The organism is Microcella daejeonensis, from assembly GCF_026625045.1.
Taxonomy (GTDB): domain Bacteria; phylum Actinomycetota; class Actinomycetes; order Actinomycetales; family Microbacteriaceae; genus Microcella; species Microcella daejeonensis.
This window is the reverse complement of sequence record NZ_CP113089.1, coordinates 2067334-2093234: the sequence shown is the minus strand read 5'-3', so window position 1 is coordinate 2093234 and position 25901 is coordinate 2067334. Positions and strand designations below refer to the sequence as shown.

Below are 25901 nucleotides of genomic sequence, written 5' to 3'. Positions count from 1 at the left end.
GACACTGAGACCGAGCCCCCGACCGAGACCGACACCGACGACCCGCACCGACGACCGGCACCGACCCTGACGACCCGCACCGACGCGACCGTCCCCCGCTCCCCGACCACCGATCCGAAAGGCAACACCCGACCATGACGAAGCAATCGATCTTCGGCCGCATCGCCCAGCTCGCGAAGGCCAACATCAACGCCCTGCTCGACTCGGCGGAGGACCCGCAGAAGATGCTCGACCAGATGGTGCGCGACTACTCCGCGAGCATCCAGGAGGCGGAGGCGGCGATCGCGCAGACCATCGGCAACCTGCGCCTGCTCGAGCAGGACTACGCCGAGGACGTCGCGACCGCGCAGGACTGGGGCCGCAAGGCCGTCGCCGCGAGCGCCAAGGCCGACGAGTACCGCGCGGCGGGCAACGCCGCCGACGCCGACAAGTTCGACAACCTCGCGAAGATCGCCCTCGGCAAGCAGCTCTCGGCCGAGACCGAGGCGCGCGCCGCGCAGCCCACGATCGCCTCGCAGACCGAGGTCGTCGACAAGCTCAAGTCGGGCCTCGAGGCGATGCGCGGCAAGCTCGGCGAGCTCGCCGCCAAGCGCGACCAGCTCGTCGCCCGCGCGAAGATCGCCGATGCGCAGAGCCAGGTGCTCGACGCCGTCAAGAGCATCGACATCATGGACCCGACGAGCGAGCTCGGCCGCTTCGAGGAGAAGGTGCGCCGCGAGGAGGCCAAGGTGCTCGGCCAGCAGGAGCTCGCCGCCTCGAGCCTCGACGCCCAGTTCGAGCAGCTGGAGGACGTCGGGCGCACCACCGAGATCGAGGCCCGGCTCGCCGCCCTCAAGAGCGGCTCCACGCCGCCCGCGATCGGACAGTAGGGCCGCCATCAGCACGCCGCACTCCGCATCCGACCCCCGCCCGGCCCTCCGCTGGACGGGGGTCGATGCCGCGCGCGGACTCGCCGTGCTCGGCATGTTCGCCGCGCACACCGTGCCCCGCACGAGCACCGACGAGCTGCTCGTCGACGGCCGCCCCTCGGTGCTCTTCGCCCTCGTCGCCGGGGTGGCGCTGGGACTCGTGACGGGCGGAGCGCGACCGACGCCGCCCGCGAGCCGCGGCGAGGCGCGCGCCCGGCTCGCCATCCGCGCGCTCGTGCTCTTCGCCATGGGCGTGCTGCTGTGGATGCTCCCCCACGGCGTCGCCGTCATCCTCGACTACTACGGCGTGATGTTCTTAGCGATGATCCCGCTGCTGCTGGCCTCCCGGCTCGTGCTCGCCGGGGTCGGAGCGGCGGTGCTCGTCGCGGGCCCCCTCCTGCGCCGGGCCGTCGAGGCGCGCCCTCTCCCCGGCGAGCCGCTCGACACCGCGATCGACTACCTGCTCACCGGCTGGTACCCGGCGCTGCTCTGGGTGCCCGTGCTAGCAGCGGGCCTGATCGCCGCGCGCAGCGATCTCGGGCTCGCGCGGACGCGCACGGCGCTCATCGGCTTCGGGGCGATCGCGGCGGTCGCGGGCTACGGAGCCGCCGCCGTGCTGCCGGGCGTCGACGCCTCGGCGCACAGCGGCACGACGGCCGAGCTGCTGGGCGCCGGCGGGCTCGCGGCCGCGGTCGTCGGCCTGCTGCTCGTGCTGCTCGACCCGCCTCTGCCCGCGGAGGGCGCCACGAGCGCCGCGGCGTCCCCCACCCCCGCGCCCGCACCCGCACCCTCCCCCGCCGCCACCGCCCTCCGCCGCGCCCTGGGCCTCCTGCTCGCGCCGATCACCGCGATCGGCCGCATGCCGCTCACGATCTACGTCGCCCACCTGCTCGTGCTCGCGGCGATCTCCCCGCTCGGCCCCGCCGGGCAGTTCGACGGGGTCGTCGGCTGGGTCGCGCTTCTCGTACTCTCGGTCGCCGCCGCGGCCTTCGCGCTCGCCTGGCAGGCCCTCCGCCTGCCCGGTCCGCTCGAGTGGGTGCTGCAGCGCGCGGCCGGTCTGCCGTTCCGCTACCGCTCGGTGCGAGACTTGCGCGCATGACCTCCCACTTCTTCGTCGTCCCGCAGTGGCAGGGCTCCGGCAGCGACCGCGCGATGCGGCTCGTCGACGGCGCCCTGGCGATCCAGGGCGACCTGCCCGAATCGGCCACCACCCTCGTGGCGGTGCCGCTCGAGGCGGGCGACGGCGAGGGCACCGGCATCCACCGGTACAGCTCGCTGCGGCTCGTGCGCGAGCGCCAGGCGCGCGAGATGGCGGCCGTCGACGCGACGCCCATCACCATCGGCGGCGACTGCGGCGTCGAGTACGCGGCGGTCGAGCACGCGGCCCGCGCCGGGCGCACCGTGCTGCTGTGGGCGGATGCCCACGCCGACCTCAACACGCCCACGAGCTCCCCCTCCGGCGCCTTCCACGGCATGGTGCTGCGCGCGCTCATCGATGACGGCGTGATCGCCGCCGACGACGTGCTGCTGCTCGGCGCGCGCGACCTCGACCCCGCCGAGGAGCAGGCCGTCGCCGAGCTCGGCATCGCCCGCGTCACCCCCGGGACGGCCGCCGAGGCGGTCGCCGCGCGCGCGGCCGACGGGGCCACCGGGCTCTACGCCCACGTCGACCTCGACGTGCTCGACCCGGGCGAGTTCGCCGGGGTCGCCTTCGCGACGCCGTTCGGCGAGACGACGGCCGATCTCGTCTCCACCCTGCTGGCGGTGCGGGCGGCCCTACCGCTGCGGGGTGCGGGGGTGACCGAGTTCGCCCCGGCCGACGCGGAGGCCGCGGTCGACGACCTGCCGAGCATCCTGCGAATCGTCTCGGCGCTCACCCGACCGGTCGAGCCCGCCTCGCTACGCTGAGCGGCCATGAGCGAGAACCGCGTCACCGTCGACCGCCGAGGCCCCCTGCTTCTGATCGGGCTGAACCGCCCGGAGAAGCGCAACGCCGCCGACCTGGCCATGCTCGAGCAGCTGGCCCTCGCCTACGGCGAGCTCGACCGCGACCCCGGGCTGCGGGTCGGGGTGGTGCACGCGCACGGGGACCACTTCACGGCGGGGCTCGACCTCGGCGACCTCGCCCCGCGAATCGGCCCGGAGGGCCTGCGCATGGTGCCCGAGGGCGGCATCAACCCGTGGGGCACGGAGGGCGCGCAGGTCTCGAAGCCCGTGGTGCTCGCCGTGCAGGGCACCTGCCTGACGCTCGGGATCGAGCTCGCGCTCGCGAGCGACGTCGTCGTCGCCGCGGATGACACCGTGTTCGCGCAGCTCGAGGTCTCGCGCGCGATCCTGCCCTTCGGCGGCGCCACCACCCGGTTCGCCGCGCGCGCCGGGTGGGGCGATGCGATGCGCTGGATGCTCACGGGCGACCGCTTCGACGCCGCCGAGGCCCGCCGCATGGGTCTCGTGCAGGAGGTCGTGCCCGCGGGCTCCCAGCTCGACCGGGCTCTCGAGCTCGCCGAGCGCATCGCCGCGCAGGCCCCGCTCGCCGTGCAGGCGACGCTCGCGAACGCCCGCCTCGCCGAGCGCGAGGGCCCGGCCGCCGCCGAGGCGCGCCTGCAGGGCGAGCTCGTGCGGCTCATGCAGACCGACGACGCGCGCATCGGCATGGAGGCCTTCATGACCCGATCGACCCCGCACTTCACCGGAAGGTAGCCCGTGATGGCATCACTCGACAGCACCTACGACCTCATCGTGCTCGGCGGCGGGGCGGTGGGCGAGAACGTCGCCGACCGCGCCGTGCAGGGCGGCCTCAGCGTGCTGCTCGTCGAGCACGAGCTCGTCGGCGGCGAGTGCTCGTACTGGGCCTGCATGCCCTCGAAGGCGCTGCTGCGCTCCGCCGCGGCCCTCGAGGCCGCCCGCGCGCTCGGCGGCGCTCGCGAGGCGGTCACGGGCGAGCTCGATGCGGCGGCGGTTCTCGCGCGGCGCGACTCGTTCACCTCGCACTGGGACGACGCGGGGCAGGTGCGCTGGCTCGAGGGCGCCGGCATCGCCCTCGCCCGCGGTCACGGCCGCCTCGACGGCGAGCGGCGCGTCATCATCACCGACGCCGCGGGCGTCGAGCACGCGGTGGATGCCCGGCACGCCGTCGCCGTCTGCACGGGTTCCGAGGCGCTCATCCCGCCCGTGCCGGGTCTCGCGGAATCCCGGCCCTGGACGGCCCGCGAGGCGACGAGCGCCCAGGAGGTGCCGCAGCGCCTCGCCATCATCGGCGGCGGCGTCGTGGGATGCGAGCTCGCCACCGCCTGGAGCTCGCTCGGCTCCTCCGTGACCCTCATCAGCCGCGGCACCCTGCTCGGGGGCGCCGAGCCCTTCGCCGGCGAGGCCGTCGCTCAGCGTCTGCAGTCGCGCGGGGTGCGCGTGCTCATGCACGCCTCCCCGGTCGAGGTGCGGCGCGAGGGCGAGGGGCCGGTGCACCTGGTGCTCGACTCCGGTGACGCGATCGAGGCCGACGAGGTGCTCGTCGCCACGGGGCGCACGCCGCGCACGACCGGCATCGGGCTGGAGACGGTCGGGCTCGAGGAGGGCGCCTGGATCGACGTGGACGACACGCTGCGGGTGCCCGGCAGCGCGTGGCTCTACGCCGTCGGCGACGTCACCCACCGAGCCCTCCTGACGCACCAGGGCAAGTACCAGGCCCGCGCGGCCGGCGACGTCATCGCAGCGCGCGCCCGGGGTGAGCGGGTCGACGACGCGCCGTGGGGGGCGCACGTCGCCACCGCCGACCACGCCGCCGTGCCCCAGGTGACCTTCACCTCCCCCGAGGTCGCGAGCGTCGGTCTCACCGCGGCGCAGGCCGAGCAGCGCGGGCTGCGCACCCGCGTCGTCGACTACGCCCTCGGGTGGGTCGCGGGCGCATCCCTACACGCCGACGGCTACGAGGGAACGGCCCGCATGGTGGTCGACGTCGAGCGCGACGTCATCGTCGGATTCACGGTCGTCGGGGACGACGTGGCCGAGCTGCTGCACGCCGCGACGATCGCGGTCGTCGGCGAGGTGCCGATCTCCCGCCTCCAGCACGCCGTGCCCTCCTACCCGACGATGAGCGAGGTGTGGCTGCGCCTGCTCGAGACGGATCGCGCGCAGCGCTCATCAGCGCACTGAGCGCGACGCACTGAGCACTGCGTGCCGCAAACCCGGCACGACTGCTAGGAATGAGCCATGAACCCCGCACCATCAGAGCCTCGCCGCACCGCCGGCGGCTCTCCGCTCGTGCGGGGCCGGTTCGCCCGACTCGTCGATGAGGCCCGTCGACGCCCGCTGCTGCGCCGCGTCGCGCTCACCCCCGCGGTCTCCCGCCCCGGGTACTGGGCGGTGAGCGGCCTCGCTCTCGTCTGGGGCTCGCTGCTCGGCGGCTTCCACGTGCGTCGGCGCGGCGGAGTGCTCGTCTGCGCCGGGCTGCCCCGCTGGGCCTTCGGCCGCGGCGGCACGACGATCGGCGCCGTCTACCTCACGCACGCCAACACCGGTCGCGCCGTGCTCGAGCACGAGGCCGTGCACCGCGCGCAGTGGCGGTACTACGGGCTCGCCTTCATCCCGCTCTACCTCGCAGCGGGTCGGGATGCCCGGCGCAACCGCTTCGAGATCGAGGCCGGTCTCGACCGAGGGGGCTACCGCTGATGCGCACGGTCGTCATCACCGGCGCGAGCTCGGGCCTGGGCTCGGAGGCCGCGCTCGAGCTCTCCCGCCGCGGCTGGCAGGTCGCCGTGGTCGGGCGCCATGAGGCCCGCACGCACGCCGTCGCGGCGCGCGTCGGCGGCGTGCCCTTCACCGCCGACTTCGACGAGCTCGACCAGGTGCGCTCCCTCGCCGACCAGCTGCTCGCCCGGTTCCCGCGCATCGACGCGCTCGCCTCGAACGCCGGCGGGCTCGTGCCGCAGCGGGCCCGCACGGTCGACGGCTTCGACCTCGGCTTCCAGCGCAACGTCCTCGCCGGCGCGCTCCTCACCGAGCTGCTGCTCCCGCGGCTGCGGGCGGCGCGCGGACGCGTCATCGCGACCGCGAGCGTGGTGAACCGCCTCGGCGGGCTGCGGCTCGACGACCTCGACTTCGCCCGCCGGCGGCTCGGCGGCAGCTGGCGCCGCTACGGCGCCGCGAAGCTCGCGACCATCCTCTACGCCCGCTCGCTCGCCGAGCGCACCGGGCTCGAGAGCTACGCGTTCCACCCCGGCTACGTGCGCAGCTCCTTCGGCGCCGAGTCGCCGAGCGCGCGGGTGTTCATCGCCCTGACGAGCAGCATGCAGATCTCCGCCGACGCGGGAGCGGCACCGCTCGTGCATCTCGTCGACACCCCCGAGCTGGGCGTGCCGAACGGCACGTACTTCGACGGCCTCAACCCCTTCGGGCAGACCCACCCGAGCGCGGGCGACGCGCGCCTCGCCGAGGATCTCTGGCACGCGATCGCCGACCGCATCGGCGTTCCGGTGAGCACGGCCGATCGCTGAGCCCGGCCGACCGCTGAGCCCCGCCGGTCGCTGAGCTCCCACGACCGCCGGCGGTCGGTCGCCCGCCCGCACGCCGGATCGCGCGCGGAACCCTCCGGGGGTTCACCACATCGCGGGATGCGGCAGCGGCCCGCGGCGGCGCTCGAGCTGCGCGCCGAGCGCGAGCAGGGCGGCCTCCCCTCCGGGGCGGCCGATGAGCTGCACGCCCATCGGCAGGCCGGGCTCGGCCGACTCCGCACCGGTGATGCCGACGGGCACCGTGAGCGCCGGCAGCCCGCTGACGTTCACGAAGCTCGTGAACGGCGTGTACTGCACCTGCTGGCGGAAGTTGCGCTCGGCGTCCTCGGCGTCGTACCAGCCGATCGGCCGCGGCGTCATCGCCAGCGCGGGCGTGATGACGACGTCGACCGAGGCGAAGCGGCGGATGACCCGGCGCTCGAACGCCGCGAGCCCCGAGAGGGCCTCGGCGAGGCGCGAGGCGGGCAGCGCGCGCCCGCGCTCCACGAGCCAGGCGGTGAGCGGTTCGAGCTGCGACAGCTGCTCGGGGGTGCGGGCGGGGATGCCGGCGGCGCCGGCCATCCACACCGCCCGGAAGTGCTCGGCGTACTCGGGCTCGGGCGCCGGCGCGAGCCGCTCGATGCCGTGCCCGATCTCGCCGAAGATGCGCAGCGCCTCGTCGAGGGCCGCCTGCGCCTCGGGGGCGAGAGCCACCTCGCACCAGTCGTCCCACGGCGAATCCGTGACGACCCCGAGCTGGAACCGGCCCTCGCCGCGCACGGCGTAGCCGAGCAGCGGGCCGTCGTGAGGGCTCGGGGCGCGCGTGGCGAACTCCCACGGCGCTCCCTCGACCATCGCGTCGAGCACGAGGGCGGCGTCGGCGACCGTGCGGGCGAGCGGCCCGGGCACGACGAGGCCGGCGAGACGATCGAGCCCGCTGCCCGCCGGCACGCGGCCGCGCGAGGGCTTGAGCCCGACGAGCCCGCAGGCGGCGGCGGGGATGCGCACGCTTCCGCCGCCGTCGCTGCCGGGGGCGACCGGCAGGAGCCCCGCCGCCACGGCCGCGGCCGCGCCGCCGCTCGAGCCCCCCGCTCCGCGCGTCAGGTCGTAGGGGTTTCGCGTCGCGCCCGACTGGGCCGACTCGGTGTACGAGGGCAGGCCGAACTCGGGCGCCGCCGTCGCGCCGAGGCTGATGGCGCCCGCCGCGTCGAGCTGCTCGACGAGCTCGTCGGAGCGCTCGGGCACGAAGCCCGCCATGAGCCGCGAGCCGTAGCTCGTCACCTGGCCGGCGCGCGCGCTGAGCTCCTTGTCGGCGATCGGGATGCCCCACAGCGGCGCCGTGCGCGCGACCTCCCCCTCCAGGGCGTCGGCGCGGGCCCGCGCGCGCTCGGGCTCGACCACCGTGAGGGCCCCGATGGCCGGATCGAGTCGCGCAATGCGCTCCAGGTAGTGGTCGACGAGCTCGCGCGGCGAGAGCCGACCGCGATGCAGCTCATCCCACTGCTGGAGGGCGGTCAGGTCGTGGATGTCGGACACCCGTCGAGCCTAGGCGGAGCATCCGCGGTATCGATTCGGCAACGAAGGCGCGCGCACCCCTCGTGAGGGGGTGATCGAGCGGTCTCGGGAAACACCGCCCTGCTACATTCGCGCCGAGGGCACGCCACCGTCGTCGCCGCCCCGCCGCCCGAGCCCCATCCGCCCGAGCGCCGTTCCGCCGGAGCGCTGCATCGCACTCCGCCTCCGCGGCACGCCACCGCCCCGCAAGGAGAGCAATGTCCCCGTCGCGTCGTCTGCTCGCGAGCTCCGCCGTCGTCGCCCTCGTGGTCGGCCTGTCGGCGTGCGCCCCTGCCGTCGAATCGGAGGAGCCCGTCGTCGAGCCGAGCACCTCGGCGACCCCCGAGCCGGTCGAGACGCCGACGGCCTCGCCCGAGCCCGAGGCCCAGCCGCGCGTCTTCACGATGCCGGCCGACTGCACCGTCATGCTGCCGCCGGAGCGCGTCACCGAGCTCACCGAGCAGAACCTGGCGCTGCTCGGCGGGCCGGGCAGCCTCTACGGCGACGAGTACTTCTTCAACGCGACCCCCGAGCAGCTCGCCGGCGGCATCAGCTGCGTCTGGGCGCAGGAGGGCGTCGACCTCTCGAGCCTGCTCATCAGCGCCGCGCCGCTCACGACCGCGACCCGCGGCCAGATCATCACCGACCTGAGCGCCCAGGGCCTCAACGAGGTCATCCTCGAGGACGGCTCCCTCACCTACGGCGTCGTCGGTGACGAGGCCGCCGCCGGAGCGCAGTTCAACCTGCTCACCGACGACGCCTGGATCTCGGTCATCAACGCCTTCGGCGGCGACGTCTTCTTCGACGAGGCCGTCGTGCTCGCGAACGAGGTGCTCGACCACAACTCGGAGTGAGCCTGCTTCTGGAACACCTGCACTTCTGGAACACCTGTGCTACTTTTATGGCACAGACGTTCTAGAATTGGAGTCCCCATGGGGTACGTGTTCCTCGTCGGCGCGATCATCGCCGAGGTCATCGCGACGAGCTTCCTCAAGCTGACGAGCGGCGAGCGCGCGGTCTGGTGGGCCTTCCCCATCGTGATCGTCGGTTACATCGGCGCCTTCTCGCTGCTCTCGCTCACGCTCGGCCGCGGCGTGCCGCTCGGCACCGCCTACGGCATCTGGGCCGGAGCGGGCGTGGCCCTCGTCGCCCTCATCAGCTGGGCGGTCTTCGGCGAGACGCTCACCTGGGCGCAGCTCGCCGGCCTCGCGCTCATCATCGCGGGGGTCGCGCTCGTCGAGCTCGGCGGATCGCACGACAGCACGACGGCCGCCCCGGCCTCCCTGACGCCGTGAGCCTGACCGAGAAGGGCCGCCGCCGCCGCGAGGCGCTCCTCGACGCCGTCGTGCTCGTGCTCGAGCGGGAGGGCCCCGGCGCGGTCACCCACCGCGCCGTCGCCGCGCAGGCCGGGGTGCCCGTCTCGGCGGCGACCTACTACTTCGCGACGATCGACGATCTGCTGATCGAGGCGCTGCGTCGCGCGGTCGAGGAGGAGACGGCCCTGCTGCAGCCCGACGCGCTCGCCGACACGGCCGACCTCGCCCGGGCCCTGCACGACTACGCCGTGCAGCGTCGGGCCACCGCCGTCGCGCACTACGAGCTGCTGCTACTGGCGACGCGGCGCCCGGCGCTGCGGCCGGACGCCGAGCGGTGGTACGCCAGCCTCGAGGCAGCGCTCGACGCGGGCTTCCCCTCGACCGCGGGCGAGCATCCCGACGAGCGTGCGCAGCGCCTCGCGAGCGCCGCGATGGCCCTCGACGGACTCATCCTGCGCATGCTCTGGCGCGGCGAGCCGTCGACCCCGGCCGAGGTCGAGCGCTCCCTCGAGCCGCTGCTGCGGCCGCTGCTGCCCGCGATCGCGCGCTGACCGACCGCCGCGGGCTCGGCCGTCAGCGCTTCTTCTTGAGCGACTTCTGCATCATCACGATGCCGAGCCAGCGCTCGAACTTGAAGCCGACGCGGGCCATGCGCCCGGTCTCGACGAAGCCGAACTGCTCGTGCAGCGCGATCGAGGCCTCGGCCCCGCGGTCGGCGATCACCGCGATGACCTCCTTGATGCCCGCCTCGCGCGAGCGCTCGAGCAGCTGCTCGAGCAGCACGCGGCCGAGGCCCTTGCCCGTCGCGCCCGGCCCGAGGTAGATCGAGTTCTCGACCGTGAAGCGGTAGGCCGCCTTCTCCTTCCACGGGTACACGTAGGCGAAGCCGAGGATGACGCCCGAGGGCGATTCGGCGACGAGGAAGGGGTGGCCGAGCTTGCGGATCTTGGCGAACTTCGTGCGCAGGAACCGCAGGGTCCAGGGCTTCTCGTCGAAGGTGACGGTCGAGTTCGCGACGTAGTGGTTGTAGATCTCGCGGATCCACGGCAGGTCGGCCTCGACCGCCTCGCGGATCTCGTAGGCGAACACCGGCTCGGGGGCGGCGGGCGCCCGCAGATGGGGCGGCAGCACGCGACGCGGTTGGTACTCCTCCTCCAGCACGGCCTCAGTCTAGGCCGGGCCCAGCATGGTCAGGACGCTCGGGCAGGCTCCAGTCGACGGGGTCGGCGCCCTGCTCCTGCAGCAGTGCGTCCACCCGCGAGAACGGCCGGGATCCGAAGAAGCCGCGGTGGGCCGACAGGGGGCTGGGATGCGCGGAGGCGACGACGGCCGCCCCGCCCAGCAGCGGGCGGGCGGCGGCCGCATCCCGCCCCCAGAGCACGCCCACGAGCGGGGCGTCGCGCGCGGCCAGGGCCTCGACGGCGCACGCCGTCACCTCCTCCCAGCCGTGACCGCGGTGGGAGCCGGCGGCGCCGGCCCGCACCGTGAGCACCCGGTTCAGCAGCAGCACGCCGCGACGGTGCCAGGCGCTGAGGTCGCCGTGCGCGGCCGGCGCGAGCCCGAGGTCGTCCTGCCGCTCGCGGTAGATGTTGACGAGGCTGCGCGGCAGGGGCCGCACATCCGCCTCGACCGAGAAGCTCAGGCCGACGGCGTGGCCGGGGGTCGGGTACGGATCCTGCCCGAGGATGAGCACCCGCACCGCGTCGAGCGGCTCGGAGAAGGCGCGCAGCACGCGCTCCCCCGCCGGCAGGTACGGCCGCCCGGCCGCGGTCTCGGCGCGCAGCCACTCGCCGATCCGGGCGATGCGGTCGGCGACGGGCGCCAGGGCCTCGGCCCAGCTGGGATGCACGAGGTCGGCGAGGGGCCGGGGTTCGGAGGTCACCGGGCAACGGTAGCCGGGCATCCCGCATCACCGGCGCCCGCGGTGCCCGCACCGCCCGCCCGCACCGCCCGCCCGCGCCGCTACTCCCCGCGCGCGCCGCCGGGTCTAGCATCGCGGCATGCCCCTCGCCTCCGGCCGCACCGTCGCGGCCCTCCGCGGCCGCTCCGGCGCCATCACGCTCGGCCTCGTCGGCTACCTGTTCTTCGTCGAGTTCGTCAGCGGCGTGCTGCAGGGGTACTACATCCCGCTCATCCCCGACCTGGTCGACCATCTCGGCATCCGCGACGCCGACTTCAACTGGTTCGAGGCGGCGCAGCTGCTGCTGAGCGCGATCGTCGTGCCGGTGCTCGCGAAGCTCGGCGACATGCTCGGCCACAAGCGCATCCTGCTCGTCTCGACCGTGCTCACCGCGGCGGCGAGCTGGTGGCTGGCCTTCGCCGGCGACTTCTGGAGCTTCCTCATCGCGTGGACCCTGCAGGGCTTCTACGTCGTCTGGCTGCCGCTCGAGGTCGCTCTCATCTTCGACCGCGGCCGCGCGACGAACCGCGCCGCCTCCGATACGCGGCGCGCCGCCGGATTCCTCGTGGTCGCGCTCGAGGCCGGCGCCATCGCGGGAGCCCTGGGCGGCGGGCGCCTATTCGAGGCCCTCGACGGCGACGTGACCCTCGCGCTCATGGTGCCCGCGGCGAGCGTAACGATCGCCTTCTTCGCCATCCTCTGGGGGGTGCCGGAATCGGCGAGGGTCACCGGCCGCCGCCTCGACACCGTCGGCTTCGCCCTGCTCACGCTCGCGCTGCTGACGATCACCTCGGGGCTGACCTTCCTGCGCATCAACGGGCCCGATGCGCTGTGGGTCTACGCCCTCATGGCGCTCGGGGTGCTGCTGCTGCTCCCCTTCGGCCGGTGGGTGCTGCGCCACCCCGACCCGGCGATCGACCTGCGCGTGCTGCGGCAGCCCACGATGTGGCCGGTGCAGCTGACGGCGGGGCTGCTCGGGGTGAGCATCCTGGGCGCCCAGGCGCCGCTGTCGACCTTCGCCGGCACCGACCCGGCCGAGGCGGGCTTCGGGCTCGGGCTCTCGGCGAGCGCGATCTCGACCATCATCGGCGCCTACCTGATCGCCATGATCATCGGCGCCCTGCTGTTCCCGGTCGTCTCGCGGCGGACGACGCCGCGCATCGCCCTCATCGTCGGCACGCTCCTCATCGCGGCCGGATACCTGGCCTTCCTGATCAACAGCGCCACCTCGCTCGGGGTGACGCTCAACATGGTCGTGGCCGGCATCGGCTCGGGCGCGCTCGTCGCCGCCCTGCCCGCCGCCGCCGCGGCCGCCGCCCCGCTCGGGCAGACGGGCATCGCCACGGGGCTCACCAATACGACGAAGACCATCGGCGGATCCTTCGCGAGCGCGGTCTTCGCCGTCGTGCTCGTTTTCGCCGCCGGGCAGGCCGCCGTCGGCACGGCGGCGAGCCTCGCCGGCTACCTCGTGGTCTTCGGCATCTGCGGCGTCACGGCGCTCGTCGCAGCGGGCGTCCTCGTGCTCGTGCCGCGGTCGGCCTTCGCCGACGCCCCCGCCGAGCGCGTGCCCGACCGCGTGGGGTGACCCGGCCGGGTGGTTCGACCCGACCGCGTGGTTCGACCCGGCGGGGTCTCAGGCCTCGCGCACCCGCAGCGGCTCGCGCACGAGCTTGTGCTGCGCGGCCTGCGCGACCGGGCGCATCGTCACCTCGTCGAGGTTGACGTGCTGCGGCAGGGTGATCGCGTGCACGATGGTCTCGGCGACGTCGTCCGCCGTGAGGGGATGCTCCACGCCCGCGTACAGCGCGGCGACCCGCTCCTCGTCGCCGCCGAAGCGGTTGAGGGCGAACTCGTCGGTGCGCACCATCCCCGGCGCGATCTGCACGACCCGGAGCGGCTCCCCCGCGAGCTCCAACCGCAGCGCCCCCAGCAGCCCGCGCAGGGCGAACTTGGCCGCGTTGTAGCCGCCACCGCCCTCGTACGGCACCTGCCCGGCGGTCGAGGTCACCGCGACGATGTCGGCGACGCCACGCTCGACGGCGCCGGCGCGCAGGCTGCCGATGAGCGCGGCGATCGAGCGCTGGGCGGTGAGCACGTTGAGGTCGAACATGGCGGCGAGATCCTCCGCCCGGGCCTCGGCGACGGGATCGGTGCCGATCGCGCCGCCCGCGTTGGCGACGAGAGCGTGCAGGGGGCCGGATGCCCGCACGGCCTCGGCGAGGGCATCCACGTCATCGGCGACCGTCAGATCGGCGACGACGACCGAGCACCCCGTCTCGGCGGCGAGCGCCTCGAGACGGTCGGCGCGTCGTGCGACGGCCGTGACCGCCCACCCGGCGGCGACGAGCCGACGCACCGCGGCCGCCCCGATGCCCGAACTGGCTCCTGTCACGACGGCGCGATAGCTGTGCATGGGCCTCACGCTACAGCGGCCCCGCCGAGCACGCGCAGTAGCCTGGGGCCCATGCAGGCGAGCGAGCGCACCAAGGCCCCCCGCGAGCGCGTGCCCTTCTGGGACAACGCCCGCTTCGTCTGCATCACCCTCGTCGTCGCCGGCCACGCCATCCAGCGCCTGACCGCCGAGAGCGACAACGCCCTCGTGGTGTACCTGTTCATCTACGCCTTCCACATGCCGGCCTTCGCGATGATCAGCGGCTACTTCTCCAAGCCCGGGGCGCCCGGGGCCCGGCAGATGCGCAAGGTCATCACCGACATCGTGCTGCCCTACGTGATCATGGAGACGATCTGGACCCTGGTGCAGTTCCTCGTCGAGGGCTCCGTCGCGCTCAATCCGACGCAGCCCTCCTGGACGCTCTGGTTCCTGCTCGCCCTCGGCATCTTCCGGCTGATCCTCCCCTACCTCGCGCTGCTCAAGTGGCCGCTGCTGTGGGCGGTCGTCTTCTCCGTCGGGGTCGGGTACCTCAGCAACGTGGACTCGACCTTCTCGCTCTCGCGCGCGATCGGGATCCTGCCGTTCTTCGTGCTCGGCTGGAAGCTCAAGGAGTGGGGCCTCATCGAGCGCTGGCGCTTCGTCGAGGCGCCGGCGCGGCTCGTGCGCATCGGCTCCGTCGCCGTGCTGCTCGTCTGGGTCGCCGTGCTCGTCGCCTTCATCGACGTGTGGCGGGCGACCGACCTGCGGTTCTGGTTCTTCTACGACGACTCCTACCAGGGCCTCGGCGAGGACCAGTGGTGGGCCGGACTCGTGCGCCTGCTGCTCATCGCCCTCGCCGTGCTGCTGTCGGGCTGCGTCTTCGCGCTCGTGCCGCGGCGCGAGACCTGGATGACCGCCTTCGGCCAGGCGACGATGTACGTCTACCTGCTGCACTCCTTCGTGCTCTACCCGATCCGCGAGTCCGGGGTCATCGGCGGCGACAACTCCTCGCTCACCTGGCTCATCGGGCTGCTGCTCGCCTCCGTCGCGATCACCGTCGCGCTCGCGAGCCCCCTCGTGCGCCGCATCACCCGCCCGATCATCGAGCCGAAGCCGCGCTGGATCTTCCGCGAGCAGCCCGACGAGGAGTCCCGGGAGCCGCGCTCCGGCTCGTCGAGGGTCGACCCGACGGGCGCTCGCCGCCGCTGAGCGGTCGCGCCCGGGCCGACCGCGTGACGGGCGGCGACGGGATGCGGCGAGATTACGCCGCGTGTCCGCCATCGTTGACCGCCGCTCGACCTCTTCCGTACGGTTGCGCTGACGCCGGAGCCCCGCGCCGGCCGCCGCCCACCCGCGAAGGAGCCATCCCATGAGCGACGAGTACCGCTTCGAGACCCTGCAGATCCACGCGGGTGCCGCGCCCGACCCGCAGACGAACGCCCGCGCCACGCCGATCTACCGCACGACGGCGTACACCTTCGACAGCGCCGAGCACGCGAAGAACCTCTTCGCGCTCGCGGAGTTCGGCAACATCTACACGCGCATCCAGAACCCCACCCAGGACGTCGCCGAGCAGCGCGTCGCCGCGCTCGAGGGCGGCACCGCGGCCCTGCTGCTCTCCTCCGGCCAGTCGGCGACGACGTACGCGGTGCTCAACATCGCGCAGGCCGGCGATCACATCGTCTCCTCCTCCTCGGTGTACGGCGGCACCTACAACCTCTTCAAGTACACCCTCGCCAAGCTCGGCATCGAGACGACCTTCGTCGAGAACCAGGACGACCCCGAGGAGTGGGCGCGCGCCGTGCGCCCGAACACCAAGCTCTTCTTCGGCGAGACGATCGGCAACCCGAAGATCAACGTGCTCGACATCGCCACGATCGCCGGCGTCGCGCACGACCACGGGCTGCCGTTCATCGTCGACAACACCATCGCCACGCCGTACCTCATCCGCCCCTTCGAGCACGGCGCCGACATCGTCGTGCACTCGGCGACGAAGTTCCTCGGCGGGCACGGCACGGTGCTCGGCGGCGTCATCGTCGACGGCGGCCGCTTCCCGTGGTCGCAGCACGTCGACAGGTTCCCCGGCCTCACCGAGCCCGACCCCTCGTACCACGGGGCGAGCTACACGGGCGTGCTCGGCGACGGCATCGCGTACATCATCAAGGCGCGCGTGCAGCTGCTGCGCGACATCGGCTCGGCCATCTCGCCCGACAACGCCTGGCAGATCATCCAGGGCATCGAGACCCTCAGCCTGCGGGTCGAGCGCCACGTGCAGAACGCCGAGGCGGTCGCGCACTGGCTCGAGGAGCACCCCGACGTCGCGAGCGTCAGCTACTCGGCTCTGCCCTCGAGCCCCTGGTACCGCCACGCGCAGACCTACGCCCCCAAGGGCGTCGGCGCGGTGCTCTCGTTCGAGCTCAAGGGCGGCGTCGACGCCGGCCGCGCGCTCGTCGACTCGCTGTCGCTGTTCAGCCACGTCGCCAACATCGGCGACGTGCGCAGCCTGATCATCCACCCGGCCTCGACGACGCACTCGCAGCTCACCCCCGAGCAGCAGCTCACCGCGGGCGTCACGCCCGGCCTCGTGCGCCTCTCGGTGGGGCTCGAGAACATCGACGACATCATCGCCGACCTCGACAAGGGCTTCGCGGCCGCCCGCGCCGTGAGCCTCGCCAACGCGAACGCCTGATCCGGCCGCACCGCACGCTCCGCGCCTCCGCCCTCGCCGTCATACGGCGGGGGCGGAGGCGCGTCTGCGACAGAATGAGTCCGACATGGACTGGCAGACATCCGAAGACACCGTCCCCTCGGCCTTCATCACCGAGGCGAGCCGGCGCGCCCTGAGCGGCGCCCCGCCCGTCACGGGCGCCTGGCGCGAAGGCGACCCGGCGGGCGGCCGCGTCTTCGAGAACCTCGGACCGCTTGAGCTCGAGTCGGGCGCGCGGCTGCCGCACATCCGGCTCGCCTACGAGAGCTGGGGCGAGCGGAGCCCCTCGGGCGACAACGTCGTGCTGCTGCTGCACGCGCTGACCGGCGACAGCCACGTCGTCGGGCGGCCCGGCAACGGGCATCCCACCGCCGGATGGTGGAGCGGCATCGTCGGGCCGGGCCTCGCCATCGACACCGACCGCTGGTTCGTGCTCGCGCCGAACATGCTCGGCGGCTGCCAGGGCTCGACCGGGCCGGCCTCGTTCTCGCCCGACGGCGCGGAGTGGGGCTCGCGGTTCCCGTACCTCACCATCCGCGACCAGGTCGCGGCCCAGCGGATGCTCGTCGACCGGCTCGGCATCGACCGGCTCGCGGCCGTCGTCGGCGGGTCGATGGGCGGCATGCACGCCATCGAGTGGGCCGCGACCCACCCCGAGCGGGTGGAGCGGCTCGCCGTGCTCGCGGCCCCCGCGGTATCCACCGCCGACCAGATCGCCCTCAACTCGGTGCAGCTCGAGGCGATCCGCATGGATCCGGCCTTCCACGGCGGCGACTACTACGACGAGGACGAGGGGCCGTACCGCGGTCTCGCCCTCGCGCGGCGCATGGCGCTGCTCAACTACCGCTCCCCCGACGAGCTCAACGAGCGCTTCGAGCGCTCCTGGCAGGGCGTGCTCGACCCGCTGGGCGCGGGCGGCCGCTTCGCGATCGAGAGCTACCTCGACTTCCACGGCAACAAGTTCACCCGCCGCTTCGACGCGGGCAGCTACAGCGTGCTCGTCGAGGCGATGAACTCGCACGACATCACGCGCGGCCGCGGCGAGCTCGCCGAGGTTCTCGCGCCCGTCTCGCGGCGCAGCCTCGTGCTCGGCATCGACAGCGACCGGCTGTTCCCCGTCGAGCAGCAGCAGGCGATCGCGCGCGCCCTCCCGGGCACCATCCACGGCGACGAGGCGATCGTCATCTCCTCCCCCTTCGGCCACGACGCCTTCCTCATCGAGGACGACCTGGTCGGCCCGCATCTGCGCGCCCTGCTCGAGAGCTGACGGGCGGGATGCGCGGCACGGGTCGAGCGGCGGCGCTGCTGCTCGCCGCGCTCCTGCCGCTGACCGGGTGCGCCGCCGTCGGCGCCGCGCCCGCCGACGCCCCGAGCCCGGAGCCCTCCCGCGCACCCCTCGCCGCCTCCGTCGACGAGCTGAGCGTCACCGCCGACCTCTACCGCACCCGCTCCGACCCCGGTCGCGGCGGCATCCAGCTCTCCCTCGCCAACGGCGCGGCCTCGCCGCTCGCGGTCCGCTCCGCCCGCCTCGAGTCGCCCGCCCTCGCCGCGCCGATGCTCCGCCGCGACGAGGCGACCGTGCCCGCCGGGCAGCGGCGCGACCTGCCCCTGCGGCTGCCGGCGCCGGTGTGCGGCGATCCCGCGCCCGCACCGCCGGAGGCCGTGCTCGAGATCGAGCTCGACGACGGCTCGATCGTCGAGCTGCGCGTGGCGACCGCCGACCGCATCGGGCAGTGGGCGCGCTGGCACGAGGAGGCGTGCTTCGCATCCGCCGTCGCCGGGCTCGCCGCGCTGCGCCTCGAGGCGGTGCCGCCGGCGGAGGAGGGCGAGATCGGCGTGCGGCTCGTGGCCGCTCCGGGGGCCGTCGGCGATGGCGCGCCCGGAGGTCTGCGCCTGATCGAGGTGAGCGGCTCCGTTCTGCTGAGCGCGCTCGATGCCGAGGGGCGGCCCGTGACGAGCATCCCGGTGCCCGTCGGGCGAGCGGGGGCACCGACCGAGCTCGACCTGCGCTACTCCCCCGCGCGCTGCGATGCGCACGCGATCGCCGACGACAAGCAGGGCACGCACCTGCGGGTGCGGGTCGCGATCAAGAGCCCCGCGGGCGAGCGGCAGGGCGAGGTCGTGGTGGTGCCCGATGCCGTCACCCGCGATGCCCTGCTCAGCGCCGTGCTCACCGCCTGCGCGTCGCCCGCCCGGGACGACCGCGGGTGACAGACTGAGCCCGGAGCCGCGAGCGGCACGGAATCGCGCGGGAGAAGCATGGATCTGATCGACAAGGAGCGCCGGGCGCTGCTGCAGCACGCGGCACGGGCCCTCGGCCTCGTGGGCGTCGTCATCGCGGCCTTCTGCCTCTCGCTGCCGGGCGTCGTCGAGGCCGATGTGCTCCCCTCGGTGCTCATCGTGCTCGCCGGGCAGGCGGCGGCGCTCGTCATGGTCGGCCGCTCCTCGCACATCGGCTGGCCCGCCCTCACGATCGTGCTCGGCTGCGGCGCCCTGGTGCTCGCGCAGCTGCCCTTCGACGGCACCGTCTCGGCCTCGCTGCCGATCGCCCTCGCCCCGCTCGCCGCGGCCGGCATCGGCGCGGTGGGCACCGTGCTCAGCGAGGGGCGCGCGCGATGGATGCTCTGGGCCCTCGGCACCCTCGCCTCGAGTCTGCTCGTGGCCCTCGCCGGCCCCACGCGCGGCCTCATCTCGGTTCCCGCGATCGCCGCCCTCGCCGGCTGGGCCATCACGCTCATCATCGGCATCTGGGTCACCGCGGGGGTCCGGCGCGGCCTGCGCCGGATCGCCCAGATCGGCCTCGCCCACCAGGCGGAGCGCCAGGCGAGCGAGACCGAGGCCCAGCGCCGCCAGAGCGCCCGGCTGCTGCACGACACGGTGCTCGCGACGCTCACGCTGCTCGCCCACTCCGGCGTCGGCGTCAGCGCCGACGCGCTGCGCCAGCAGGCGGCGGAGGATGCGCGTCTGCTGCGCCAGCTGCGTCTCGGCTCGACGCCCATGCCCCGCTTCTCGGGCTCGTACAGCCTCGAGCCGGTGGGCGAGACGACCCTCGGCACGACGCTGGAGTCGGTGAAGCAGCGGTTCCTGCGCATGGGGCTGACGGTGCGCTGGCACGGCACGGGGCAGGTGCTGCTGCCGAACGACGTGCTCGACGCCTTCCTGCTCGCCCTCGCCGAGTGCCTCGAGAACGTGCGGCGGCACGCCGGGGTCACCGAGGCCGACGTGACGATCACCGAGAGCGACGACGCCCTGCGCGCCGTGGTCACCGACGCCGGCGTCGGCTTCGACCCGACCGCGATCACCACCGAGCGCCTGGGCTTCAGCGAGTCGGTCGTCGCCCGGCTGCGCGACGTCGGCGGCAACACCCGCGTCTTCTCGACACCCGGCGCGGGAACGACCGTGATGCTGGAGGTGCCGCGATGAGCTTCGCGCAACCGTCGGGCCGGCCCGAGCGCCCCAGCAGCCCTTTCGCCTTCCCCGACGAGTCGACCCTCGGCGGCAGCGTGCGCCCCGCCGGAGCGCGCTCGGCCGTGCGCCGCGGCAGCCCCACCTCGACCCACGGCTCGGCGCTCGGCACCGGGTTCCTCGGCATCGGCGTCGCCATCGTCGCGGCCCTGCAGTCGATGATCGGTCTCGGGCTCTTCCTCGCCCGCGCGGGCGACTACCCCGTGCTGCTGCCCGCTCTGGGCGCCTGGATGCTGCTGCTGGTGACCTTCCTCGGGCTCATCATCACCATCTCGGCGACCGGCGAGCGGCTGCCCGACTGGTTGTACGCGGTGTTCCTCACCGCGCTCGCCGCGGTCGTCGCCCTCGACTTCGCCGCGATCGCCCCGCTCGACGACATCGGCCGGTGGGCGACCGCCTCGGTCAGCGCCGGCTTCGTCCTGCTCGTCGTCGTGACCCTGCGCGCCCAGTGGGAGGTGCTGGCGGCGGCCATCGCGCTCGGCGCGGCCTTCGTCGTCGCCATCGTGCTCACCACCCCGCTCACCCCGATCACCATCCCTGCCCAGATCGTCACCGTCGCGCTCGCCGTCGCCCCCGGCGTCTCCGGCGTGCTGCTGGTGGCCGGCTTCGAGCGCATGCTCAAGCGCGAGCTCGACCGCGTGCTCGTGCAGTCGACCGTCACCGCGCCGCGGCTCGCCGTCGGCATGCTCGCCTCGGAGGAGCTCGCCCGCCTCGACCTCGCCGCCGAGGAGCTGCTCGACGCCGTCGCCGAGGGCAAGGTGCCGCTGCCGCTGCGCCCCAAGATCGCCTCGCAGGCCTCGGGGCTCGCCACCGAACTGCGGCTGCACCTGCTCGAGGGCCGACGCGAGACGTGGCTGTTCCACGCCGTGACCGAGTCCGAGCAGCTCGGCAAGAGGGTCACCGTGAGCGACCCCGGCACGCTCGCCGGCCTGCTCGACGACGTGCAGCGCGACGCCCTGCTGGCGGCGCTGTGGATGTTCGGAGCCGACCCGCTCGGCTCCGCCCCGGCCGAATCGGTGAGCGTCGCGCTCGGCCCGATGACCTCGGCGACGATCGACGGCCACGGCCGCACGCTGGTGCCGGTGGTCATCGAGGTCGCCGGACTGAAACGGAATCGCGTCGATCCCGGAGTGTGGGAGGCCCTGGACAAGGTCGGGCGATACAGTGACAGCACGGCGAAGGGCGCGGTGCGCATCGAGATCGACTGCGCGGTCGAGAATCCGGTCGACGCCGCCCGCCCGTCCTGAGCCCTCCCCCCCGGGGGCGCCAGATCCGCGATATCGGAGGACACGAAGCCATGACCGACGCACCCATCCGCCTCGCGCTGGTCGACGACCACCGCATGCTCCTCGGGGCGCTCACCGAGTGGATCCGCCAGGCCGCCGACGACATCGCGATGGTCGCGGCCGTCGCGAGCTGGCCCGAGCTGCTGGCCCACCCGGAGTTCCCCGTCGAGGTCGTGCTGCTCGACCTCGATCTCAAGGACAACATCCCCGTCTCGCTGAAGATCCAGACGCTCAAGGCCACCGGCGTCTCCGTCGTGCTCATGAGCACCTACAGCGAGCCGAACGTCGTGCGCGAGGCGCTCAACGCCGGCGCGCTCGGCTACCTCGTCAAGAGCGAGGACGCGGGCATGATCGTCGAGGCGATCCGCGCCGCGAAGGCCGGCGAGTCGTTCATCTCGGCCGAGCTCGACCTCGCCCTCAACGCCGCCGACGTCGGCGGCTCGCCGCGCCTCAGCGCGCAGGAGCGCCGGGTGATGGCGCTCTACGGCGCCGGCGAGCCCGTGAAGGCCGTGGCCTACCAGCTGGGCATCTCCGAGGAGACGGCGAAGAGCTACCTCAAGCGCATCCGCGAGAAGTACCGCATCGCGGGCATCGACGTCGGCACGAAGGTCGCGCTGCGCAAGCAGGCCCTCACCGACGGGATCCTCGTGGACGCGCAGGGCGCCTGAGACCCCACCGCGGCGGGCGGCGCGAGGCGGGCATCCCGCCGCGGCTCAGCCCCGCTGCGCAGCCCCGCGCTCGAGACGCACGCTGAGCACGGCCAGCAGTACACCGCCGACGGCGAGCGCGAGCCCGACCCAGGCGGGGGCGAGGTAGCCCCAGCCCGCCGCGACGACGACCCCGCCGAGCGCCGCGCCGAGCGCGTTGCCGATGTTGAGCGCGGAGTGGTTGAGCGCGGCGGCGAGGGTCTGCGACTCCCCCGCGACGTCCATGAGGCGCGTCTGGATGATCGGGCTCAGCGTCGCCGCCATGAAGCCGACGAGCGCCGTTCCGACGAACAGGCCGACCGCGGTCGCCCCGGTGAGGCCGAGCACCACGACCGAGGCGATGAGGCCGGAGAAGCCGAGGAAGATCGCCCGCACCGTGCCGCGGTCGGCCAGCCGACCGCCGATGAGGTTGCCGATCGTCATGGCGATGCCGGTGGTGACGAGCACGATCGGCACGCTCGAGGCGGGGAGTCCCGCCTCGTCGGTGACCATGGGGGCGATGTAGGTGTACATCGCGAAGAAGCCGCCGAAGCCGATCGCGCCGACGAGCAACGCGATCCACACCTGCAGCGAGGCGAAGGCGGCGAGCTCGGAGCGGATGGTCGACCGCGGGTTGCCCGGCTGCCACGGCACGAGCAGGCGGATGGCGATGGCCGTGGCCGCGAAGAGTGCGGCGACGAGCAGGTAGGCGACGCGCCAGCCCTGCGTCTGGCCGACGGCGGTCAGCACGGGAACCCCGATGACGGTCGCGATCGTCAGCCCCGACAGCACGAGGGCGACGCCCTGCCCGCGCTTGCCCGGGCCCATCAGATCGGCGGCGACGAGCGCCGCGACGCCGAAGTAGGCGCCGTGCGGCAGAGCGGCGACGAAGCGGGCCACGAGCACGGTCTCGAAGGTGGGCAGCAGCGCCGAGGCCACGGTGCCGAGCGTGAAGGCGACCGCGAGGGCGATGAGCAGCGTGCGGCGCGGCATGCGCGCGGCGAAGGCGGCGATGGTCGGCGCCCCGACGACGACGCCGAGCGCGTAGGCCGTGATGAGGGCGCCGGCGCGGGCGTTCGCCTGCTCCGAGCTCACCGCGTACAGCGCGGGCAGCAGGTCGCGCGCGAAGTCGGGCAGCAGGCCCATCGCGACGAACTCGGTCGAGCCGATGCCGAAGCCGCCGAGCGAGAGCGCGAGGAGAGCGGCGATGACGCGGCCCCGGCTGAGCGGGGCGCCGTGCCGGTCGCGGGCGACGAACGCGTCCTGCGGGCTCTGCGCGCCGTCGGGATGGATGCTGCTGCCGGCGCCGCGCGGGGCACGGCGGTCGGCGGGGATCACGGGGATCGGGGCGGTGGGAAAGCTCACGGCATCCTTCGAGTGGTCGGGCGGTCAGTCTATCGAAACGATTCGATAGCCCCGGCCATTCCCGGTCCGGGCCCGCTGAGCCGCCCGGCCGCTCAGCCGCTCAGCCGCTCAGCCGCTCAGCCGCCGAAGCGGTACCAGTGCCGCACGTGCTGGCGGTCGGCGCGCGCCTGCCAGAACTCGATCTCGCTCGGCTGCAGCGCCCAGGCCGCCCAGTCGGGGTTGCTCGGCTCGGTGACGGCGGGGCGCGCCGCCCAGTCGGCCGCGGCGACGGCGGAGTCGAGCTCCTCCACCTCGCCCGTGATGCGGATCTGCCGCCCGCGCGTCGGCCAGTAGAAGGTCAGGGCGGCGGAGGGGTTGGCCGCGAGGTCGACGCCCTTGCGGGTGGATCGGGCGCCGGCGAAGACCCACTGGCCGTCGACGAGGTCTTTGAGGATGAGCGTGCGGGCCGTGACGTGCCCCGTCGGCCCGGCGGTCGACAGCGTGGCGGCGTGCGGCTGATGCACCCCGGCCGCGAGAGCCTCGTCGAGCCACTGCACGAAGAGCTCGGCCGCGTCATCCGGCGCCTGGGCGGGGTCGAAGTGGGGCAGGTCGCTCGGGAAGTCGGGGAGCGCCCGGAGGCGCTCGCGCAGAGGCTCGGTCATGCGATCAGGCTATGCCGCGCATCCCGAACCGACCAGGGGAACCGCCGGGAGCCCCCGTCGATCGCCGCGCGGTGAGGCGGGTCTAGTCAGGCGCTCTTCTCGCGGCGGATGCTCGCCCGCGGCACGATCGTGGGCGCGGCGTTCTCGAGCACGGCCTCACGGGTGACGACGACCTTGGCGACCTCGTCGCTCGAGGGCACCTCGAACATGATCGGCCCGAGCACCTCCTCCATGATCGCGCGCAGTCCGCGCGCACCGGTCTGCCGCAGCACGGCGAGGTCGGCGATCGCGTCGAGGGCGCCCTGCTCGAAGTCGAGCTCGACCCCGTCGAGCTCGAACATGCGCTGGTACTGGCGCACGATGGCGTTCTTCGGCGTCGTGAGGATCTCGATGAGCGCGACCCGGTCGAGCGGGGTGACCGTCGTGACGACGGGGAGGCGACCGATGAACTCGGGGATGAGCCCGAACTTGTGGAGGTCTTCGGGCAGCACCTCGCTGAAGAGGTTCTTCTCCTGCGCCTTGTCGTGCAGCGGAGCACCGAAGCCGATGCCGCGCTTGCCCGCGCGCTGGCTGATTATGTCCTCCAGGCCCGCGAAGGCGCCGGCGACGATGAACAGCACGTTCGTCGTGTCGATCTGGATGAACTCCTGATGCGGGTGCTTGCGCCCGCCCTGCGGCGGAACGCTCGCGACCGTGCCCTCGAGGATCTTCAGCAGCGCCTGCTGCACGCCCTCGCCCGAGACGTCGCGCGTGATCGACGGGTTCTCGGCCTTGCGGGCGATCTTGTCGACCTCGTCGATGTAGATGATGCCCGTCTCGGCCCGCTTGACGTCGTAGTCGGCGGCCTGGATGAGCTTGAGGAGGATGTTCTCCACGTCCTCCCCCACGTAGCCGGCCTCGGTGAGGGCGGTGGCGTCGGCGACCGCGAAGGGCACGTTGAGGCGCTTCGCGAGGGTCTGGGCGAGGTAGGTCTTGCCGCAGCCGGTGGGGCCGATGAGCAGGATGTTGCTCTTCGAGATCTCGACGTCGTCGGCGAGCTGGTCGGCGGCGGTGAGGGTCTGGCCGGCGCGGATGCGCTTGTAGTGGTTGTAGACGGCGACGGAGAGCGCGCGCTTGGCGGCGTCCTGCCCGATGACGTACTCCTCGAGGAAGGAGTAGATCTCCTTCGGCTTCGGCAGCTCGAACTCGGCCGTCGACTCCTCGCTCGACTCGGCGAGGCGCTCCTCGATGATCTCGTTGCAGAGCTCGACGCACTCGTCGCAGATGTACACGCCGGGGCCGGCGATCAGCTGCTGCACCTGCTTCTGGCTCTTTCCGCAGAACGAGCACTTCAGCAGGTCGGCGCTTTCCCCGATACGGGCCATGAGCCACCCCTCCTCACGTGATTGCCCCGAGCCTATCCCTCCGAGCCGACATCGCGGCGCACGCGGCGGCCCCGCGGGTGTCGGCCGACCGAGCGACCGGGGGCGGGGCTCCGAACACCGGGCGCGGTCGCCGACCAGGCGCGGTTCGTAGAATGGGGTGCACGATGATGGATGCTCCCGCCGCGCTGCGCGATCGCCGCGCCCGCGCCGCCGCATCCCTCGTGGTCGCCGCCCTCGCGATCGTCGTCACCGCGGTCGGCCACGGCCTCGCCGGCGGCGCCGTGCCGCACCCGGTCGCCCTCCTGCTCGGCCTCGTCGCCACCGCGCTCGTCGGCATCCTCGTCATCGGGCCGCGCCCGACCGCGGGCCGTCTCGCTCTCGGCGTGAGCGTCGACCAGCTGCTGCTGCACGGCCTCTTCACCGCGCTCGGAACGGCGGCCGCCCCGGCGCCCGCCGCCCTCGCGCCTGCCAACAGAGCCGCGCACGCCGCCCACGCCGCCCCCGCGCTCATGCCGACCCACAGCTCCGGCGGCGACGCGCTCCTCGCCCTCCTCGACCCGGTCATGGCGGGGCACCACGCCCTGGCCGGCGTGGTCGTGCTCGCGCTGCTGCTGCGGGGACGGGCATCCCTCATCGCGGCGTTCACCGCCCTCGAGCTGCGCATCCGCCGCGCGCTCACCCCGTTCGACGCGCTCCGCGCCCCCGTGACCCCGCGCCCCGTCGCGATCCCCGCGGCCCCGGCCGCCCCGCGCTCCGCCCTCGCGCCGCGCCCCGAGCGGCGCCGCGGCCCGCCGGCGTTCGCCCTGGCCGCCTGAGCCGAGCGCCTCCTCCCCCCTCCGCAGGGTGATGGAC

Annotated in this window: 26 protein-coding genes; 19 read left to right on the top strand and 7 right to left on the bottom strand. The window is 73.8% G+C overall.

Annotated features, from left to right (window positions below; translation table 11 throughout):
- Positions 1-134: 134 nt before the first annotated feature.
- The 7 genes from OVN18_RS10190 (at position 135) to OVN18_RS10160 (ending at position 6397) form a co-directional block, all read left to right on the top strand.
- Positions 135-869 (top strand): PspA/IM30 family protein, encoded by a 735-nt coding sequence (locus OVN18_RS10190; protein WP_267780675.1) that lies wholly within the window; start codon positions 135-137, stop codon positions 867-869.
- 94 nt (positions 870-963) lie between these two features.
- Positions 964-2007 (top strand): DUF418 domain-containing protein, encoded by a 1044-nt coding sequence (locus OVN18_RS10185; RefSeq protein ID WP_267783000.1) that lies wholly within the window; start codon positions 964-966, stop codon positions 2005-2007.
- Positions 2004-2816 (top strand): arginase family protein, encoded by an 813-nt coding sequence (locus tag OVN18_RS10180; RefSeq protein ID WP_267780674.1) that lies wholly within the window; start codon positions 2004-2006, stop codon positions 2814-2816. Before OVN18_RS10185 ends, OVN18_RS10180 begins: the two co-directional genes overlap by 4 nt.
- Before the next feature lie 6 nt (positions 2817-2822).
- Positions 2823-3608, top strand: coding sequence for a crotonase/enoyl-CoA hydratase family protein (locus OVN18_RS10175; protein WP_267780673.1), 786 nt, complete (start codon positions 2823-2825; stop codon positions 3606-3608).
- A 6-nt stretch (positions 3609-3614) separates the two neighbouring features.
- On the top strand, positions 3615-5057 hold the full coding sequence (locus OVN18_RS10170; RefSeq protein ID WP_267780671.1) for a dihydrolipoyl dehydrogenase family protein: 1443 nt from the start codon (positions 3615-3617) through the stop codon (positions 5055-5057).
- Positions 5058-5114: 57 nt separating this feature from the next.
- Complete coding sequence (locus tag OVN18_RS10165; protein WP_267780670.1) at positions 5115-5573, top strand: hypothetical protein; 459 nt, start codon at positions 5115-5117, stop codon at positions 5571-5573.
- Positions 5573-6397, top strand: coding sequence for an SDR family NAD(P)-dependent oxidoreductase (locus tag OVN18_RS10160; RefSeq protein ID WP_267780669.1), 825 nt, complete (start codon positions 5573-5575; stop codon positions 6395-6397). Before OVN18_RS10165 ends, OVN18_RS10160 begins: the two co-directional genes overlap by 1 nt.
- 102 nt (positions 6398-6499) lie before the next feature.
- Here OVN18_RS10160 and OVN18_RS10155 read toward each other — a convergent pair whose 3' ends face one another.
- A complete protein-coding gene (locus OVN18_RS10155; RefSeq protein WP_267780668.1) occupies positions 6500-7930 on the bottom strand; it encodes an amidase in 1431 nt (476 codons plus the stop codon).
- Between the two features lie 236 nt (positions 7931-8166).
- On the opposite strand from OVN18_RS10155, the gene OVN18_RS10150 reads away from it, so the two are divergent.
- From OVN18_RS10150 to OVN18_RS10140, 3 genes are all read left to right on the top strand, one after another.
- Entirely contained in the window at positions 8167-8802 is a 636-nt protein-coding gene (locus OVN18_RS10150; RefSeq protein ID WP_267780667.1) for a hypothetical protein, read from the top strand.
- 78 nt (positions 8803-8880) lie between these two features.
- Positions 8881-9243, top strand: a complete 363-nt coding sequence (locus tag OVN18_RS10145) for a DMT family transporter (protein WP_267780666.1) — start codon at positions 8881-8883, stop codon at positions 9241-9243.
- Positions 9240-9815, top strand: coding sequence for a TetR/AcrR family transcriptional regulator (locus OVN18_RS10140; protein WP_267780664.1), 576 nt, complete (start codon positions 9240-9242; stop codon positions 9813-9815). The genes OVN18_RS10145 and OVN18_RS10140 overlap by 4 nt, the downstream gene beginning before the upstream one ends.
- 22 nt (positions 9816-9837) lie before the next feature.
- On the opposite strand, the gene OVN18_RS10135 is transcribed toward OVN18_RS10140, so the two are convergent.
- Both OVN18_RS10135 and OVN18_RS10130 read right to left on the bottom strand, forming a co-directional pair.
- Positions 9838-10425 carry a GNAT family N-acetyltransferase gene (locus tag OVN18_RS10135; RefSeq protein ID WP_267736911.1) on the bottom strand — a complete coding sequence of 196 codons (588 nt, stop codon included), beginning with the start codon at positions 10423-10425 and terminating at the stop codon, positions 9838-9840.
- 4 nt (positions 10426-10429) lie between these two features.
- Complete coding sequence (locus tag OVN18_RS10130; protein ID WP_267780662.1) at positions 10430-11146, bottom strand: uracil-DNA glycosylase; 717 nt, start codon at positions 11144-11146, stop codon at positions 10430-10432.
- A 118-nt stretch (positions 11147-11264) separates the two neighbouring features.
- On the opposite strand from OVN18_RS10130, the gene OVN18_RS10125 reads away from it, so the two are divergent.
- On the top strand, positions 11265-12749 hold the full coding sequence (locus OVN18_RS10125) for an MFS transporter (RefSeq protein ID WP_267780660.1): 1485 nt from the start codon (positions 11265-11267) through the stop codon (positions 12747-12749).
- A 48-nt stretch (positions 12750-12797) separates the two neighbouring features.
- On the opposite strand, the gene OVN18_RS10120 is transcribed toward OVN18_RS10125, so the two are convergent.
- On the bottom strand, positions 12798-13577 hold the full coding sequence (locus OVN18_RS10120; protein WP_267780659.1) for an SDR family oxidoreductase: 780 nt from the start codon (positions 13575-13577) through the stop codon (positions 12798-12800).
- Between the two features lie 51 nt (positions 13578-13628).
- On the opposite strand from OVN18_RS10120, the gene OVN18_RS10115 reads away from it, so the two are divergent.
- The 7 genes from OVN18_RS10115 (at position 13629) to OVN18_RS10085 (ending at position 21661) form a co-directional block, all read left to right on the top strand.
- Complete coding sequence (locus OVN18_RS10115) at positions 13629-14744, top strand: acyltransferase family protein (RefSeq protein ID WP_267780658.1); 1116 nt, start codon at positions 13629-13631, stop codon at positions 14742-14744.
- A gap of 160 nt (positions 14745-14904) precedes the next feature.
- Positions 14905-16224 (top strand): bifunctional o-acetylhomoserine/o-acetylserine sulfhydrylase, encoded by a 1320-nt coding sequence (locus OVN18_RS10110; protein ID WP_267780657.1) that lies wholly within the window; start codon positions 14905-14907, stop codon positions 16222-16224.
- A gap of 85 nt (positions 16225-16309) precedes the next feature.
- On the top strand, positions 16310-17509 hold the full coding sequence (metX, locus tag OVN18_RS10105) for a homoserine O-acetyltransferase MetX (protein WP_267780656.1): 1200 nt from the start codon (positions 16310-16312) through the stop codon (positions 17507-17509).
- A gap of 8 nt (positions 17510-17517) precedes the next feature.
- Positions 17518-18453: a hypothetical protein gene (locus tag OVN18_RS10100; protein WP_267780655.1), complete on the top strand. Its 936-nt coding sequence runs from the start codon at positions 17518-17520 to the stop codon at positions 18451-18453.
- A 48-nt stretch (positions 18454-18501) separates the two neighbouring features.
- On the top strand, positions 18502-19665 hold the full coding sequence (locus OVN18_RS10095; protein ID WP_267780654.1) for a sensor histidine kinase: 1164 nt from the start codon (positions 18502-18504) through the stop codon (positions 19663-19665).
- Positions 19662-20954: a hypothetical protein gene (locus OVN18_RS10090; protein WP_267780653.1), complete on the top strand. Its 1293-nt coding sequence runs from the start codon at positions 19662-19664 to the stop codon at positions 20952-20954. Before OVN18_RS10095 ends, OVN18_RS10090 begins: the two co-directional genes overlap by 4 nt.
- Before the next feature lie 50 nt (positions 20955-21004).
- Positions 21005-21661 (top strand): response regulator, encoded by a 657-nt coding sequence (locus OVN18_RS10085; protein ID WP_267736900.1) that lies wholly within the window; start codon positions 21005-21007, stop codon positions 21659-21661.
- Positions 21662-21706: 45 nt separating this feature from the next.
- Here OVN18_RS10085 and OVN18_RS10080 read toward each other — a convergent pair whose 3' ends face one another.
- The 3 genes from OVN18_RS10080 to clpX all read right to left on the bottom strand — a co-directional run bounded on the left by OVN18_RS10080 (position 21707) and on the right by clpX (position 25049).
- Positions 21707-22888 carry an MFS transporter gene (locus OVN18_RS10080; RefSeq protein ID WP_267782999.1) on the bottom strand — a complete coding sequence of 394 codons (1182 nt, stop codon included), beginning with the start codon at positions 22886-22888 and terminating at the stop codon, positions 21707-21709.
- Between the two features lie 272 nt (positions 22889-23160).
- Positions 23161-23685: a pyridoxamine 5'-phosphate oxidase family protein gene (locus tag OVN18_RS10075; protein ID WP_267736899.1), complete on the bottom strand. Its 525-nt coding sequence runs from the start codon at positions 23683-23685 to the stop codon at positions 23161-23163.
- Between the two features lie 86 nt (positions 23686-23771).
- Complete coding sequence (gene clpX, locus OVN18_RS10070) at positions 23772-25049, bottom strand: ATP-dependent Clp protease ATP-binding subunit ClpX (protein ID WP_267736897.1); 1278 nt, start codon at positions 25047-25049, stop codon at positions 23772-23774.
- A 164-nt stretch (positions 25050-25213) separates the two neighbouring features.
- Here clpX and OVN18_RS10065 point away from each other — a divergent pair, with 164 nt between their 5' ends.
- Positions 25214-25864, top strand: a complete 651-nt coding sequence (locus OVN18_RS10065) for a hypothetical protein (RefSeq protein WP_267780652.1) — start codon at positions 25214-25216, stop codon at positions 25862-25864.
- The last annotated feature ends 37 nt before the right edge of the window (positions 25865-25901 follow it).